The following is a 17,501-nucleotide window of genomic DNA, read 5'->3' as shown; positions in this document are numbered from 1 at the left end:
GGGAACATCTTGCCTTCTTGTAAACATAAATTCATAGTTTTAGTCTGAAATACTTAAAGACTACAACCTTAAGACTTTTCAAATTAAAAACCATACCGATTCACCTGTGTTCCTTATATGCCCTTCTATTTTACTCCTATAAAACACGCCAAAAATTATAGAAACTTATATGCCTTATATGTTAAAAAAAAGCAGCCAATTAATGATAATTATAGCAATGCATCTTCATTTTTTTGAGAGAGCACCCTGAATTCAGACTCGAATATAACGTCTCTCTATTTTTAAACTGTACCTTTGTAAAAAATTAAAAGAATATGACCAACAACGATATTTTCAAAAAATTACGTGTAGCCTTGATGCTTCGTGATGACCAAATAGTTGAAATTTTAGAATTAGTAGATTTCAGAATCTCAAAATCAGAATTGGGTGCCTTTTTCCGTGATGAAAAACATCCCAATTATGTAGAATGCGGTGATCAAGTATTGCGTAATTTCCTCAATGGACTAGTGATTCATTTGCGTGGCACTAAAGAAAACCCAAAAGTACCAACCGAAGTTTTAGCCCAACACAAAGCTCAAATTCCTGTAAAAGAAGGAGATTCAAAAAGAGCGGAATTCAAACCAAAAGCAAAAGACCAAGAAAGAGGAAGAGGAGACGAAAGCCCTTCTAAAAAGAAACCGGCGGCAAAAAAACCTTTCAAAAAACAATTCCCAAAGGGAAATGACAAAATACAAGTGGTTGAAAAAGTAAAATTCAATTACGGAAAGAATAAAAAATCATAATGAAAACGGCCCTCGTTATTGGAAGCACCGGTCTTATTGGTTCCCAACTTGTTGATTTACTTGTAGCGAGTGAGCATTACGAAAAGGTAATTCTTTTTGTAAAAAGAGATTCCGGAAAATTACATCCCAAACTAGAGCAACACATCATCAACTTTGATGCACCTGAAAGCTATCAACATTTGGTAAAAGGCGATGATTTATTTTGCACCATTGGTACCACCATCAAAAAAGCCGGAAGTCAATCTGCCTTTCGAAAAGTAGATTACGAATATCCTATTGGATTTTCCAAAATTGCAAAGACGAACAACATAAAGCAATTCTTGATTGTTTCCTCTTTGGGCGCCAACAAAGACTCGAACAACTTCTATTTAAAAACAAAAGGAGAAATGGAAGCAGCATTAGCCAAGGTTAATTTTGAAACCACCGTCATTGTTAGACCTTCCTTATTATTAGGTCATCGCTCCGAGTTTAGATTAGGAGAAAAAATAGGCGCTTTTTTTATGAAAGGGTTTTCCTTTTTACTCTTTGGGAAAGTAAAAAAATACCGCCCAATAGAAAGTTCAACTGTCGCCAAAGCCATGTATCTTTTGGCACAATCCAACAAAAAAGGTTACATGATTTACGAATCAGATGAACTTCAAAATATAGGAAATTAAAAAAGCCTGTTCATTAACTGAACAGGCTTTTCAATATATAACTAGATTGTAAATTAAGACAATGCAGCTTTAACTTGGTCAGCAGCTTCTTGAAACTCAACTGCAGAAAGAATTGGCATTCCAGAATTATCAATTAATTCTTTTGCAATAGCAGCATTCGTTCCTTGTAAACGTACAATGATTGGCACTTTTATAGCGTCACCCATATTTTTGTAAGCATCTACAACACCTTGAGCTACACGGTCACAACGAACAATTCCACCAAAAATATTGATCAAAATTGCTTTTACGTTTGGATCTTTTAAGATAATACGGAAAGCTGTTTCTACACGTTTTGCATCAGCTGTTCCTCCTACGTCTAAGAAGTTTGCAGGCTCAAAACCAGCATACTTAATCAAATCCATAGTTGCCATAGCCAAACCAGCTCCGTTTACCATACATCCAACAGTTCCGTCAAGGTCTACATAATTTAAACCTACTTCTTTTGCTTCAACTTCGATTGGATTCTCCTCACGAATGTCACGCATATCTGCATATTTAGCTTGTCTGTATAAAGCATTATCATCGATATTTACTTTAGCATCAACAGCCATAATTTTATTATCAGATGTTTTTAATACAGGGTTAATTTCGAACATCGAAGCATCTGAACCAATGTAAGCATTATATAAAGAATCGATGAATTTCACCATTTCTTTGAAAGCATTTCCAGAAAGCCCTAAGTTAAAAGCAATTCTTCTTGCTTGAAAACCTTGTAAACCAACCGCTGGATCTACTTCTTCAGTAAAAATTAAATGAGGAGTATGCTCAGCCACTTCTTCGATATCCATTCCACCTTCTGTAGAATACATAATCATATTACGGCCAGTAGCTCTGTTCAATAAAACAGAAACATAAAACTCAGAAGTTTCGCTTTCACCTGGATAATATACATCTTCAGCGATTAACACTTTATGTACTTTTTTACCTTCGGCAGAAGTTTGAGGAGTAATCAATTGCATCCCGATGATTTCGCTAGCAATTCCTTCTACTTTATCTAAACCTTTGGCCAATTTTACACCACCACCTTTTCCACGTCCACCAGCGTGAATTTGAGCTTTTACAACATACCAACTTGTACCGGTTTCGGCAGTTAATTGTTTTGCAGCAGCTACCGCTTCTACTGGGCTATTCGCTACAATTCCGCGTTGAATTCGTACGCCGTAGCTTGCTAAAATTTCTTTTCCTTGATATTCGTGTATGTTCATAATGTATAGGATTTTACAAAACTCAGAAAACGTTCTAGAGTCAAAGTGCGACAAAAATATAAAATATAACTTAAAAAAAAATATTTATTTTTAAGTTAAAAAAAACAAAAAAAGGAAAGACTTTTCTACGCTGTTTTTGAAAAAATATAAAGCTTACTTTAAAATTTGTGATATTTATTTGTCTTGCCCCATTTTAGCGGGAAAAACAAGATTTTAAGACCTATTTTTACGTTGTTGAGTAATAAAAATTATCATTTTACAAATGGAAAGCACTTAAAAAATCCAATTTATCAATTATTCTACATTTTTTTAATTTTACCACAAAAAACAAGACAAAACCAGCATTTTAGAATATTTAATTCAACAAATACTTAATTTTGAAAAAAAAATAGCAAGCATGAAAGTTAAAGAACAAGGCCTTTATTTGCCCGAATTTGAACACGACAATTGTGGTGCAGGATTCATTTGTAATTTGAACGGCATCAAATCCAATGACATTATTCACAAAGCATTAGACATTTTAATTAAGTTAGAACATCGTGGTGCGGTAAGCTCAGATGGAAGAACCGGTGATGGTGCAGGAATTCTTTTTGATATTCCACATACCTTTTTTAAAAAAGTATGCGATTTCGCTATCCCTGAACCTAGAGAGTATGGGGTAGGAATGGTTTTTCTACCTAAAAGCTCTAATCAAGTTGATTTTTGCAAAACCACCTTCGAAAAAGCAATTTCAGATCAAAAATTAGAAATCCTTGGATGGAGAGATGTTCCTGTTGATGTAACGAATCTAGGACAAATCGCTGCAGAAAAGGAACCTACAGTAAAACAAGTTTTTGTGGGCAAAAATGGCTTGTGCTTGACCGAACAACAATTCAATGCCAAAATGTTTGCCGCTAGAAAGATAGCAGAACATGCAGTTAGAGGTTCAAAAACTTCTGAGAGTCACATGTTTTACTTCTCAAGTTTTTCTACAACAACTATTATATATAAAGGACTGTTAATGCCAGAAGACATTAGCCGTTATTATACTGACTTATTAGACAACGACTTAGTTACTCGTTTAGCATTAGTACACCAACGTTTTTCTACCAATACTTTCCCGTCTTGGGAACTAGCACAACCTTTCCGTTATATGTGTCACAATGGTGAAATCAACACCTTGAGAGGAAACGTAAGTCGAATGAGAGCCCGTGAGGAGCTAATGAAAAGTGATATTTTTGGAGACGATCTAAAAAAATTATTCCCAATTATCTTAGAAGGAAAATCCGATTCTGCTTCTATGGATATGGTGGTAGAATTGCTTTTAATGACCGGTCGTACCCTTCCAGAAGTGATGATGATGGTGGTTCCAGAAGCTTGGGAAAAACATCAAACGATGAGTGCAGAGAAAAAAGCATTCTATGAGTACAATTCTTGTATTATGGAACCTTGGGACGGTCCTGCTTCTATACCATTTACTGATGGAAACGTTATTGGAGCCTTATTGGACAGAAATGGACTGCGCCCTTCAAGATACACTTTGACCAAAAGTGGTTTTGTAATCATGTCCTCAGAAATTGGCGTACTCGATATCAAACCTGAAGATGTAATACAACACGGACGTTTAGAGCCAGGAAAAATGTTCTTGGTCGACATGAACGAAGGAAGAATTATTGAAGATGATGAAGTAAAACATTCAATAGTTACTAAACGACCTTACCAAAAATGGCTGAATGAAAACTTGATACAATTAGCCAGTATTCCTTACACCAACAATGCAACTCCGGTTGAACATTTAGATTTTGAAACCAGACAACGCATGTTTGGCTACACCATTGAAGATCTAAAAACTATCATTAATCCAATGGCAGGCCTCGGAAACGAAGCGATCAGCTCTATGGGGAATGATACTCCGTTGGCAGTACTATCAGATCAACCACAACTTTTGTATAACTATTTCAAACAATTATTTGCTCAAGTTACTAACCCACCTTTAGATGGAATTCGTGAAGAGATCATCACCGATATCAGTTTAGCCATCGGAGGAGATTATAACATTTTTGAAATTGAAGGCAAACAATGTAAAAAGCTAAAAATTCAAAATCCAATTATTTCCAAAGAGGACTTAGATAAAATTAGAAGTATTGAGCATGATGATTTCAAATCGGTTACCATTTCTACCTTATATAAAATTGAAAAAGGTGCCAATGGTTTAGAGCGCGCTTTAGAAAAATGTGTACAAGCCACTTTCAAGGCCGTTTCAGAAGGCAGTAATATTGTCATTCTTTCTGACCGTGGCGTAAGCCAAAGCATGGCTCCAATCCCAATGTTACTGGCATGTTCCTACATTCATCACACTTTAAACCAACTTAAAGTTCGCTCTAAGTTTGGTATCGTGATCGAGTCTGCTGAACCACGTGAGCCACATCATTTTGCTTTATTGTTTGGGTATGGTGCAAGTGCCATCAATCCTTATATGGTAAATGAAATTATCCGAAATCAGGTAAACGAAGGCAATATTACTGGAATTACAGCCGAGTATGCTATAAAAAATTACAACAAAGCTATCGGAAAAGGAATTCTAAAAATTATGAATAAAATCGGAATCTCTACGCTACACTCGTATAGAGCGGCACAAATTTTTGAGATTTTAGGTTTAAACAAATCATTTACGACTAAATATTTCCCTTATACTCCCTCTCGTATCGAAGGTATCGGACTAATGGAAGTAGAAAAAGAAGTGAAAAAGCGTTTCCAAAAAGCATTCCCAAATTCAAAAGTAGCCAACTTGCTACCGCTCGAAATTGGCGGTATTTACAGATGGAGACGAAATGGTGAAAAACACATGTTTAATCCAACGACCATTTCAAAACTACAACAAGCCGTTCGTTTGAATAGCCCAGAAAGTTATGCCGAATATTCTAAAATGGTCAATGAGCAAAGTGCTAATTTGATGACTATTCGTGGATTATTTGAATTCAATAATTTGGATCCTATTTCTATTGACGAAGTAGAGCCTTGGACTGAAATTGTAAAAAAATTCAAAACAGGCGCCATGTCATATGGTTCTATAAGTCAAGAAGCACACGAAAATCTAGCGATTGCTATGAACAGAATTGGCGGTAAAAGTAATTCTGGAGAAGGTGGAGAAGACGCTAAACGTTTCCAAAAAGAATTGAATGGTGACTCAAGAAATAGTGCTATCAAGCAAGTGGCTTCAGGTCGTTTCGGAGTGTCGATTAATTATTTGACCAATGCCAAAGAGATTCAAATAAAAATGGCTCAAGGAGCTAAACCAGGTGAAGGTGGGCAATTACCAGGTGAAAAAGTAGTACCTTGGATTGCTGCAACCAGAAATTCCACACCTTATGTTGGACTAATTTCTCCACCTCCACATCACGATATTTATTCTATTGAAGATTTATCACAATTAATTTTCGATTTAAAAAATGCCAACCGTGAAGCTAGAGTAAATGTAAAATTAGTATCAGAAGTTGGAGTTGGAACTATAGCTGCGGGTGTTGCTAAGGCAAAAGCTGATGTGATCTTAATATCAGGTTATGATGGAGGAACAGGAGCTGCACCATTAACATCCTTAACTCATACTGGAATCCCTTGGGAATTAGGTTTGGCTGAAGCCCAACAAACTTTAATCCTAAATGATTTAAGAAGCCGTGTTGTTTTAGAGTGTGATGGACAGTTAAAAACTGGTCGCGACGTTGCTATTGCCGCTTTACTTGGAGCTGAAGAGTTTGGCTTTGCCACTGCTCCATTAGTAGCTTCAGGTTGTATTATGATGCGTGCTTGTCACTTGAATACTTGCCCTGTAGGTATTGCAACTCAAGATCCTGAACTACGTAAAAACTTCAAAGGTACTCCAGAACATGTTATTAATTTTATGTACTTCATTGCAGAGGAATTAAGACAAATTATGGCTCAGCTAGGTTTTAGAACATTGAAAGAAATGGTAGGACAATCTCAAAAATTGAATGTAAACAAAGCCATTACACATTACAAAGCTATGGGATTGGATTTATCAACTATTCTTTACAAACCAGAAAAAGCAAAAACAGTTCCTAACCACAATACAATGCCTCAAGATCATGAATTAGAGCATGTATTAGATTTTGATATTATCAAAGCTGCGATTCCTTCTATTTATAGAAAAGAAAGAACAAGAGTAACCTTTGACATCAAAAATACGGATCGTTCAGTTGGAGCAATTTTGAGTAACGAAATATCAAAAATATACGGTGCACAAGGACTACCAGAAGATACTATTTTAGTTGACTTTACGGGTTCTGCTGGACAAAGTTTCGGAGCTTTTGCTACCAATGGATTATCATTTAAAATCCACGGAAACTGTAATGATTATCTAGGTAAAGGACTTTCTGGAGGTAAATTAATTATTAAAGTGCCACCAACAGCAACATTCAAACCAGAGGAAAATATAATTATTGGAAACGTAGCACTTTATGGAGCTATTACTGGTGAAGCATATATTAATGGTATGGCTGGAGAACGTTTCTGTGTTAGAAACTCAGGAGCAACCGCAGTGGTTGAAGGTATTGGAGACCATGGTTGTGAATACATGACTGGAGGAACTGTAATTGTTCTAGGCAAAACCGGACGAAACTTCGCTGCAGGTATGAGTGGAGGTATCGCTTATGTTTATGATCCAAATAATAAATTCGACCAAACCCTTTGTAATATGGAAATGGTTGCTTTTGACCCATTAGAAGCAGAAGACATTACAAAAATGAAACGTTTGATAAAAAATCATTCTTTATACACAAGTAGTCCATTAGCTAAGAGAATTTTAGCAGATTGGGACAACCAAGTCAAGCATTTTGTAAAAGTGATGCCTACAGATTACAAAAAAGCATTACAACGTATTGCAGCAGAAAAGGAAGTTGAAGAATTAATAGCACAATAGTCATGGGAAAAATAGGAGGATTTAAAGAATATAGTAGAGCCGATGAAAGTAACGTTGCTGTTGAAGAACGCGTTACCAATTATAATGAATTTACAATTACATTACCAAAAGATAAAATAAAAGAACAAGGTTCAAGATGTATGGATTGTGGCATCCCGTTTTGCCATAGCTCATGTCCGTTAGGGAATTTAATTCCAGATTTCAATGATATGGTACATCAAGAAGAATGGCAAAGTGCCTTAGAAATATTGCAATCAACGAATAATTTCCCTGAATTTACAGGAAGATTATGCCCTGCACCATGTGAAAAATCATGTGTTCTTGGTATTATTAAAGAACCTGTTGCCATCGAAAATATCGAGAAAAACATTATAGAAAGAGGTTTTGTGGAAGGATGGATTAAACCACAACCGCCTGCAGTTCGAACTGGTAAAAAAGTTGCTGTTGTAGGTTCTGGACCAGCTGGTTTAGCGGCTGCGCAACAACTCAATCGTGCAGGACATACTGTAACTGTTTTTGAAAGAGATAATGCTATTGGCGGATTGTTACGCTACGGAATTCCAAATTTCAAATTAGAGAAAGGAATAATAGATCGTCGTGTTGCAATTTTAGAAGCTGAAGGTATCGTTTTTAAAACCAATGTAAATGTTGGTGTAAACTTTTCAGTAGAAGAATTAAATGAATTTGATTCAATTGTTCTTTGTGGTGGAGCCACAGAAAGAAGAGGTTTACCTACCAAAGGAGCCGATAGCAAAGGCGTAGTGCAAGCTATGGATTTCTTAACACAACAAACTAAAGTTTTATACGGTGAAGAAGTTCCTAATCAAATCAAAGCTACAGGAAAAGATGTTATCGTAATAGGTGGAGGAGATACAGGATCTGACTGTATTGGAACTTCAAATAGACAAGGCGCAAAATCAGTTACCAATTTTGAGATTATGCCAAAACCTCCAGTGGGTCGAAGCGAATCGACACCTTGGCCTTTTTGGCCACTACAACTAAAAACTTCTTCTTCACACGAAGAAGGTTGTAATAGAAATTGGTTAATCAATACCAAAGAATTTATTGCTAATAAAAAAGGAGAACTAACTGCCTTAAAGACAGTAGAAGTTGCTTGGAAAATTGTTCCTGGACAGCGTCCTGAATTAATTGAAAAGGAAGGTTCAGAAAAAATATGGCCTTGCGATTTAGCTCTACTCGCTTTAGGATTTACAGGACCCGAAAAAACTTTAGCAGAACAACTTGGTCTTGAATTGGATATGAGAAGTAACTTCAAAGCCAATAACTACCAAACTAATGTTCCTCATATTTTTACAGCAGGTGATATGAGAAGAGGGCAATCATTGATTGTTTGGGCTATTTCTGAAGGTCGAGAAGCCGCAAGAGAAGTTGATTTATTTTTAATGGGTTTCACCAATTTACCTACAAAAGGAAAAGGTGATTTACTTAGTTTGTAGAAAAAATATTTTTTTAAATTCCTTGACATTGTTTTTTTGTCAGGGGATTTTTTTTGACAACTACACCTATGAGTACCCCCCTTTTTTAACATAGAATCATTAATATAAAATAAAACCTTTCTAAAAAAAAACATAAACAACTTGATATGAAAATCCTATGATTTTATAAAAGGGAGCATTGTCATTTATGGTTTTCAAGTATTCATCAACAAAAAGAAAATCTCTCATATTTATAAAGTCGTCATTAAATATGAAAATGCCCCCAAAATAGTGTCTTAATTTTGGAGGCAGTTCAATTTATTCAATTCAGGGATGCTGTTTTTATCTATATTTCTTTCTATACCATATTAAAAAACCTGTAATTGGTAAGCTGGCAGCAATTAAGACTGCTAGAAAAACTATTATTTTACCAAAAATTCCAAAGATAGAGCCTGTATGAATTCCGAAAATTGAATTCTTTACATTTTCTGCTAGAGTTGCATTTTTATCCAAATCCATTTGCAACATTTTTCCCGAAAATTGGTCTACAAAAAAAGTATTATATCTTGGAATGTATTTGTAGTCGTATTTCAATTTTATTCTAATGGAACCCTCTTTTTCTTTAGGATAATAGATATTCGATTCAACACAATTAGGGTATTGGGTTTGAGTCCAATTATAAATTTTAGTAATATCAGTTTCTATTTTTCCTTGACTTCTTGAATCGGGCCCCCATTTGGAGTATGCTTCGGTTCCTGTGGCAGCCAAAACTCCTTTTTTTACAAAATCATACGCAAAAAACAACCCCGTAATTATTATAAAAAGCAATACAAAAGTGGCATAAAACCCTCCCACTCGATGCATATCAAAATTCAATCTTTTGGCAGACTTATCACTTATGGTAAAATAAGATTTCAGCTTTTTAAAATTGGTCGGAAACCACAAAATAAAACCTGAAATCAACATAAAAAGGAACACAAAGGTTGAAACTCCTATTATATTTTCACCAAAATCACCTAAAAGTAAAGTACGATGAATCTCCAGAATGACAGAAAAAAATGAATCTTTACTATTCAAACACATCACTTCTTTCCCGTTGTAGGGATTATAGGCTACTTTATTTTTTTTATTCCCCAGAACAATTGTCGCATTTGGAACGCTTTCTTTTTGCTTAATAAAAAGTAAATTATCATTACCATATTTCTTCTTATACGACTCAATAATCTGGTTTAACGGAACATGTGAAGCATTTTCTAGCTTTACAACATTAAAATCACGTTGGGTGTAATTTGTTATTTCTTCTTCAAAAGTATAGATACAACCCGTCACTGTTATTATAAAAATAATAATCCCTGCACCTAAGCCTAAACATAAATGTAATTTCCGTATTGTTCTTTTCAAATTCATACCTAATTTATGAAAAAGGAATATAACTAAAAATTGTACTGCATTTGCAAAGTTACTCTTCTACCTGGAGCGTTAACAAAATCTTTATCTCTAGCCTGCCACCAAGCAATGTTAGGCGAATAAACTTTGTTAAACAAATTTTCAACTCCCAATCCTAAATTGAATGATTTACTTAAAAGATAAGAACTACTCAAGTTAAAAACGGTATATTCTTTAACGCTTCCTTCATTAAAGCGGTATTTACCAGTTGCAGGGACTGGTTCAAATCTATCTCTTTTAAAATTATGTAAAGTACTCAATTCAATATTTAAATTTTTCAAAGGTTTCACCTGAATATAAGTGGTAAGTTTTGGTGACATTATTCGTGAGCCGTTAATGTATTTTTCGTTGGTTCCGTTATTATCATTATCCACTTTTCCTTCAATCCAAGCATAAGCACCTCCAAAACTTAAGTATTGAAACGGTTTAAAACCAACAACCGCTTCGTATCCCCAAATCGTTTCGGGAGCACGCTGCATGGCAAATGATCCATCAGGTAATTGTATCGACGTAGCACCTAATTCTGAATTACTCGAAAAGGTGGTTATCTCATAATTAATCCATTTATTTATTGTTCCTGCAACTCCTATTTCATAATTATCTACAATTATTGGAGCTGTAGGTAGTTTTGAAATTACGCTTTCCGTAGATGTTCTTAGAATTCTACCTATTTCATTTATCGAAAAGGACTGAGAATAACTGGCAAACACATTTGCCTCTGGCATAATGTTGTATCGCAAACCAATATTTCCAACAAGTGCATTATATTCTAAATCACCTCCTTGTACAAAAATACTTTTGGTATACGTGTTTGTTTTGGCATTAAGTACTGGTAAAGTATTAAAGTCATCTGCCTCAACATTGATATTTTCGTATCTAGCACCAGCTTTTAGGGTAAATTTTCCCCAAGCGTCAAACTTAATTAATGCAAACGGAGCTGTATTCAGCATCTTCATTTGTGGTGTCCAAAAACGACCGTCTTCTAACTTCTGAACAGTTGCATCATTCAGTAAATCCAATCCGTAAATCAAATCAGCTTTATAGGTGTCATTTGCAAAAAGTCGAGAATCAAAGTTAATTCGAAGTCCTTTTTTTTGCGAAACCACATTTGATTGTCCCCCATTTAAAAACTGGTCTTTATCGTAATAATAAACTGTTCTAAAATCTTGGGAGTAGGCATTTATATTCAAAACCGTATTTCTCCAAATTTCTGAATTCGTATACGATGCTTTAAAATTATGGTTTCTTGGTGTTCCCTCAGGTGTTCCTATACGACCTGCGGCTTCGACTCCAATTGTTGGAATTTCTCCCCACTTACCAATTTTAACATCTTGGTCTAAAAATGATTTAGAAGCATAACCAATATAGGAGAATTCTAATCTTTGTTTTTCAGTTAACCAATAGCCAATTTTAAGCATTCCGTTGTAAACATTCAAATTTGACAGACTATAGAATGGCGAAAGATTCACAGCATTAGCATCTTTTGCCACACCGGTTCTTTCTTGAGTAAATCCTAAAACGTAATCAAACTTTTTTAGTTTTCCTGTTAACGAAAGCGAAGTCCTATATCCAAATGATTCCGCAAATGTTTTAGGTTGCGTTATCAAACCTAGTTGTACAGAACCATTGATTTTTTCTTCAGAATGATTTTTCTTTGTAATATAATTTATAATACCTCCATCGGCTCCATTTCCATAAATAGAAGTAGCCCCTTTAATAACCTCCACTCTTTCTATAGAAGAAGGGTCAATTACCTGAAGATCTCTCCCGCCATTACGCAAAGGTGTCGATTGAGGAATTCCGTCAATCATAACCAAGAAAGGCCTACCTCTTAATGTTTGCCCATAATTTGAAGTTTGATTGCTTGCGGTTGCTAAACTAGGAACGGTATATTGTAGAATATTACTAATGTTTGAATTTACTAAAGTTTGATCTTGAATCTTTTTTTCGCCAACAATTGTTATAGAAGAAACTACTTCTTTTATACTTTCTTTTTTACGACTTGCTGTTATTACAATATCGTCTAATTCATTGACTTTTTCTTGTTTGTTAATTTTTTCTTGTGCGAATCCCAAAACAGGTATTAAAACAAGTAAATAAATTATAATTCTATTTTTCATAAAGAGTATTAAATAATGTTAAATTCTTTACAAAAGTAATCTTTATTAATTCTAAATAAAAATAATTTACTTGCGTTTATTTAATTTTTTTGCTTACATCTATAAGAAGATAGATCAAAATTAAAATTTTGTTTTATAACAATTTGTTACATTTTGTTAAATACACTCTCTTTGTTTGGTCTTAATACTAAACTGTAATAAATTTGTAAAAAATTAAATCACAATGCAAGGAAAAGACTTACTTCAATTAGCCGAACAATTTGGAACTCCGCTATACGTTTATGATGCTGAAAAAATTCAATCGCAATTTAACCGATTAACAAAAGCTTTTTCTAAGGTTGAAAACCTTCGCATTAATTATGCAATGAAAGCATTGTCTAATGTATCAATTCTTCAGCTTTTAAAAGATATGGGTTCTGGTTTAGATACGGTTTCTATTCAAGAAGTACTTCTTGGATTGCATGCAGGTTATGCTCCCGAAAAAATATTTTATACTCCAAATGGAGTTTCATTAGAAGAAATTGAGGAAGTAAATGCCTTAGGTGTTCAAATCAACATTGACAATTTATCTATATTAGAACAATTTGGTACCAAACATCCAAATGTTCCGGTTTGTATTCGTATCAACCCTCACGTCATGGCGGGAGGTAATACTAACATTTCTGTAGGACATATAGACAGTAAATTTGGAATTTCGATACATCAAATGCCTCATTTGGTTCGTATCGTAGAAAATACAAAAATGAATATTGTAGGGATACATATGCATACAGGATCAGATATTTTGGATATCGAAGTGTTCTTGTATGCTGCTGAAATTCTTTTTGATGCAGCGAGAAATTTTAAAAACCTTGAATTTTTAGATTTCGGAAGTGGTTTTAAAGTTCCTTACAAAAAAGACGATATTGAGACAGATATTGAGGAATTAGGCAAAAAATTATCCAAAAGATTCAATGCTTTTTGCGAAGAATACGGCAAAGATTTAACCTTAATCTTCGAGCCTGGGAAATTTTTAGTAAGTCAAGCGGGATTTTTCTTAACCAAAGTAAATGTGGTAAAACAAACTACTTCTACTGTTTTTGCAGGAATTGACAGTGGTTTTAACCACTTAATTCGACCAATGCTTTATGGTTCTCAACATCATATCGAAAATATTTCTAATCCAAAAGGAAAAGAACGTTTCTATTCTGTTGTAGGTTACATTTGTGAAACAGATACTTTTGCAAACAATAGAAGAATCGCTGAAATAAAAGAGGGAGATATTCTTTCTTTCCACAATGCTGGAGCTTATTGCTTCTCGATGTCTTCCAACTATAATTCCCGATACAAACCCGCCGAAGTTTTGTGGTTACATGGAAAAGGACGCTTGATTCGTGCTCATGAAAAATTTGAAGATTTACTTCAAAATCAAATTCCATTGACAACGGAAACAACAATCTAATTTTAAAATCCCATTTCAAAATGGGATTTTTTTATTTAAGGGGTCGAGTTTTAAATAAAACTTAACCTAATCAAAAATTAAATTATTTACATTTGATTTGATTAAAAAAAATGACACATGAATAGACGGAATTTCTTCAAAAACGGATCGCTTTTCGCATTAGGAACTACATTAATCAATCCATTTGAAAGTACTGCCAATGAGCTTGATTTAAAAGACTTTCATAAAAACAAGAAAGCAAAAAATATTATTGTTATTGTTAGTGACGGCATGAGTATCGGCACACTAAACATGACCGACATCTACTTAAATAGAAAAACAGGAAAGGGAAGCAATTGGCTACAATTGTATAAAGACAAAAAAGTGAGCCGTGCCATGATGGATATGGCTTCTGCCTCGTCAATAGTAACTGATTCTGCCGCTGCAAGCTCTTCATGGGGAAGTGGTTTCAGAGTAAAGAATGGGTCGTTAAATATTGGAGTTAATGGGGAGGAATACTTACCTATTTGGCAAAAATTTCAAAAAGCAGGAAAAATGGCTGGTTGTGTGACAACCGTTCCTATTACTCACGCCACACCAGCAGGATTTTGTATTGCCTCCAAAAGCAGAAATAGCCAAGAAGGGATTGCTGAACTGTATTTGGATTTAAAATTCGATGTTATGTTAGGTGGAGGAGACAACTACTTTTCTGCAGAAATTCGCAAAGACAAAAGAGACCTTTATAAAGAATTTAAAGCAAAAGGATTTACCGTCGTTACTAATAAATCAGAATTAGAAAAATGCACTCTTAACCAACCTATTTTAGGTGTATTTGACAAAGAAGGACTTCCTTATTCAAAAGATAGAGAAAGTAGCAAAGAGCTTGTGAAAAACATTCCTACTTTGGCAGAATTGACACAAAAAGCAATTGACAGAATGAAAAATCACCCAAAAGGATTTGTACTTCAAGTTGAAGCTGGAAAAGTAGATTGGGCTGCACACGGAAACGATGTTACTGGCTTGATTTATGATCAAGTTGCTCACGATGAAGCTATAAAAGTAGCTATGGATTTTGCTGAAAAAGACAAAAACACGTTAGTAATTATTACAACAGATCACGGAAATGCCAACCCTGGTATTGTTTATGGAAAAGAAGCTAATGCTCAATTTGACACCATTCAAAATTATACACAAACCAATGACTGGATTTTAAATGGTATTGGCAAAGAAACTAGTGTAAAACAAGTAATCGACAGAATTGAATACGCTAATAAATTTGTTTTAAATGAAGACGAAGCCAAAGAAATCTTAAGCTACTACACTAACATAAAAACTGAAGAAGGTTTATATAATGCAAGGCATTTACCGCTAAAAGCGTTGGGAGAAATTCAAAAGAAAAGAAATTCTGTAGGATGGATTAGTACAGATCATTCCGCAGATTATACTGAGCTAGCCATGTATGGCCCAGGAAGCGAACTTCTATCACCCTTTATAAAGAATACAGATCTCCACTATCTAATGCTACAGGCTGCAGAAGTTGAAAATAATTTTTAAAAAAAACTCCTGAACTAAAAAAAGTTCAGGAGTTTTTTTCTTAAAAGGACTTTATCTAGTTTTTAGCAACTCTTCTAATACCTGTCCTTCGGTACCATTAGGGAAAGTTATTTTGAGTAATTTGGACAAAGTAGGAGCTATAGAGGTGATATTTTCTTTTTTATAAGACTCCCCTTTGGCTATATGCCAACCATAAAACAACAAAGGAACGTTTGTATCGTAACTGTTAGGTGTTCCGTGAGTAGTACCTGTTTCATTATACTCCATGTAACCCGTTTTGTGAACAAGCACTAAATCTCCATTCTGTTTTGGATCAAAACCTCTAAAAATAAAATCTAAATAATAATCTCCTCCTGAAGACGCTAGAACTTCATCGTCGGTATAAACTCGTTTAATCGAAGAAAAACCTAAAACAAAAGACTTAAATGTATTTTTAACACTAGTAAGCTCTAATCCTTTTGCTTTCACCATATCACGATTCAAATAGATATTAAAATTAGAATAATTCAATATTAAATTTGCACCATAAGTATCTATAGAAAATTTTTCCAATGCTCTCAACGTTTCTTTTGAAGGAACATTGGTCACATCATACTTATTATCCCTCAAAAAGATTGGATTCTCAGCTGCAGCATGATCCGCAGTTAAAAAAAGTAAATAATTATCTTTACCTATATTTTTATCAAGATATGTTAACATTCTTGCTAAGGTCAAATCCAAACGTAAATACGTATCTTGAATTTCAATGGATCTTGGACCAAAAGTATGCCCAATATAATCTGTAGAAGAAAAACTTACCGTTAAAAAATCAGTAATATTATCTTTCCCCAAACCTTCATTTTCTATGGTTTTCAAAGCAAGATCCGCTAACAAATCATTACCAAATGGAGTCGTTCTAAGAATATCCGCACCAGATTCCTTATACAATTTATTTAAATCATAAGGAAAAACTGGAGGCTTTGTTTTATCAATTCTGCCTTCATAAGGATTATCATCAGAAAGACTTTCATTATAATTATCAATAGGTTTTAACAAACTCCACCCCTTCTCAATATACGGCATATAATGTTTCTCACTATTAAATTTAGTTACCCAGTCAGGCATTTTCTCTCCATAAAAAGAACTTGAAATAAAATCGCCAGACTTACTATACCAAAAAGCCCAATTTGCAAAATGCCCAGCAGGCAAAATAGCACCTCTATCTTTAATACTCAAACCAATAACTTTACCTCTAAAATTAGTAGCCATTCGTAATTCGTCAGTTACAGTAGTTGCTAACAAGTTTTTAGGAGACATCATACCTTCTTTTTCTGCCCCAATAACTAATGTTTTTACAGAAGCATCGTCCGTACAATATTTGTTTTTTCCAGTTTCTCGAATATACCAATCATTACCAATAATACCATGTGTAGCAGGTGTAGCCCCAGTATAAATCGAAGCATGACCAGGTGCTGTATAGGTGGGCACATAATTATAATTCATATTATGAAATGAATACCCCTCATTCATCAAACGTTTAAAGCCTTCTTGCGAATAATCATCATAAAACCGATCCAAATATTCCGCTTTCATTTGATCCACAACTACTCCAATCACTAATTTAGGCCTTTGCTGTCCATAACTTTGTAAGAACAAGGACAAACAAAAAAATGTAAAAAACTTTCTCATAATTATTTTTTTAGCAAAAATAAATGAATATAGTTAATAAAATATTAGGTAAACAAAAATATTGAATACAAAATACATAAAAGTAATCATAGCTATCCGAAAGTCTAAAATAAAAAATGCCTGAGAATCCCGTATTTTTGATTTTGCGAAACAAATAATACTTTATGGGACTCTTCAGGCGAAACAAAAATATCAAAAAACCAGTTATTCGACAAATTATTGACCTTGTTCCTCGATGGATGCTTGAATCTTGTGCT

Annotated in this window: 10 protein-coding genes; 6 read left to right on the top strand and 4 right to left on the bottom strand. The window is 34.3% G+C overall.

What is annotated here, in order from left to right; translation table 11 throughout:
- The first annotated feature begins 314 nt into the window (after positions 1–314).
- Entirely contained in the window at positions 315–782 is a 468-nt protein-coding gene (locus tag AO58_RS0115880; RefSeq protein ID WP_024982634.1) for a DUF1456 family protein, read from the top strand.
- The gene (locus AO58_RS0115875) at positions 782–1,438 is read left to right on the top strand and encodes an oxidoreductase (RefSeq protein WP_170852027.1); all 657 of its coding nucleotides are present in this window, start codon (positions 782–784) and stop codon (positions 1,436–1,438) included. Before AO58_RS0115880 ends, AO58_RS0115875 begins: the two co-directional genes overlap by 1 nt.
- A 53-nt stretch (positions 1,439–1,491) precedes the next feature.
- Here AO58_RS0115875 and sucC read toward each other — a convergent pair whose 3' ends face one another.
- Complete coding sequence (gene sucC / locus AO58_RS0115870; protein WP_024982632.1) at positions 1,492–2,685, bottom strand: ADP-forming succinate--CoA ligase subunit beta; 1,194 nt, start codon at positions 2,683–2,685, stop codon at positions 1,492–1,494.
- 397 nt (positions 2,686–3,082) lie between these two features.
- Between sucC and gltB the strand changes: the two genes are divergently transcribed.
- Positions 3,083–7,600 (top strand): glutamate synthase large subunit, encoded by a 4,518-nt coding sequence (gene gltB, locus AO58_RS0115865; protein ID WP_024982631.1) that lies wholly within the window; start codon positions 3,083–3,085, stop codon positions 7,598–7,600.
- Between the two features lie 2 nt (positions 7,601–7,602).
- Entirely contained in the window at positions 7,603–9,057 is a 1,455-nt protein-coding gene (locus AO58_RS0115860) for a glutamate synthase subunit beta (RefSeq protein ID WP_024982630.1), read from the top strand.
- Positions 9,058–9,378: 321 nt separating this feature from the next.
- Here the strand turns inward: AO58_RS0115860 and AO58_RS0115850 are convergent, their stop codons facing one another.
- Positions 9,379–10,437: a PepSY-associated TM helix domain-containing protein gene (locus AO58_RS0115850; RefSeq protein ID WP_162150410.1), complete on the bottom strand. Its 1,059-nt coding sequence runs from the start codon at positions 10,435–10,437 to the stop codon at positions 9,379–9,381.
- A gap of 32 nt (positions 10,438–10,469) precedes the next feature.
- On the bottom strand, positions 10,470–12,602 hold the full coding sequence (locus AO58_RS0115845; protein WP_024982628.1) for a TonB-dependent receptor: 2,133 nt from the start codon (positions 12,600–12,602) through the stop codon (positions 10,470–10,472).
- Between the two features lie 223 nt (positions 12,603–12,825).
- On the opposite strand from AO58_RS0115845, the gene lysA reads away from it, so the two are divergent.
- Entirely contained in the window at positions 12,826–14,043 is a 1,218-nt protein-coding gene (gene lysA / locus AO58_RS0115840) for a diaminopimelate decarboxylase (protein WP_024982627.1), read from the top strand.
- A 117-nt stretch (positions 14,044–14,160) separates the two neighbouring features.
- The gene (locus tag AO58_RS0115835; protein ID WP_024982626.1) at positions 14,161–15,576 is read left to right on the top strand and encodes an alkaline phosphatase; all 1,416 of its coding nucleotides are present in this window, start codon (positions 14,161–14,163) and stop codon (positions 15,574–15,576) included.
- 51 nt (positions 15,577–15,627) lie between these two features.
- On the opposite strand, the gene pafA is transcribed toward AO58_RS0115835, so the two are convergent.
- Positions 15,628–17,244, bottom strand: coding sequence for an alkaline phosphatase PafA (gene pafA, locus AO58_RS0115830; RefSeq protein WP_024982625.1), 1,617 nt, complete (start codon positions 17,242–17,244; stop codon positions 15,628–15,630).
- Positions 17,245–17,501: the final 257 nt, after the last annotated feature.

The sequence above is a fragment of the Flavobacterium succinicans LMG 10402 genome, assembly GCF_000611675.1.
Taxonomy (GTDB): domain Bacteria; phylum Bacteroidota; class Bacteroidia; order Flavobacteriales; family Flavobacteriaceae; genus Flavobacterium; species Flavobacterium succinicans.
Note: the sequence above shows the minus strand (reverse complement) of the source record. Positions and strands in the feature narration are given on the sequence as shown.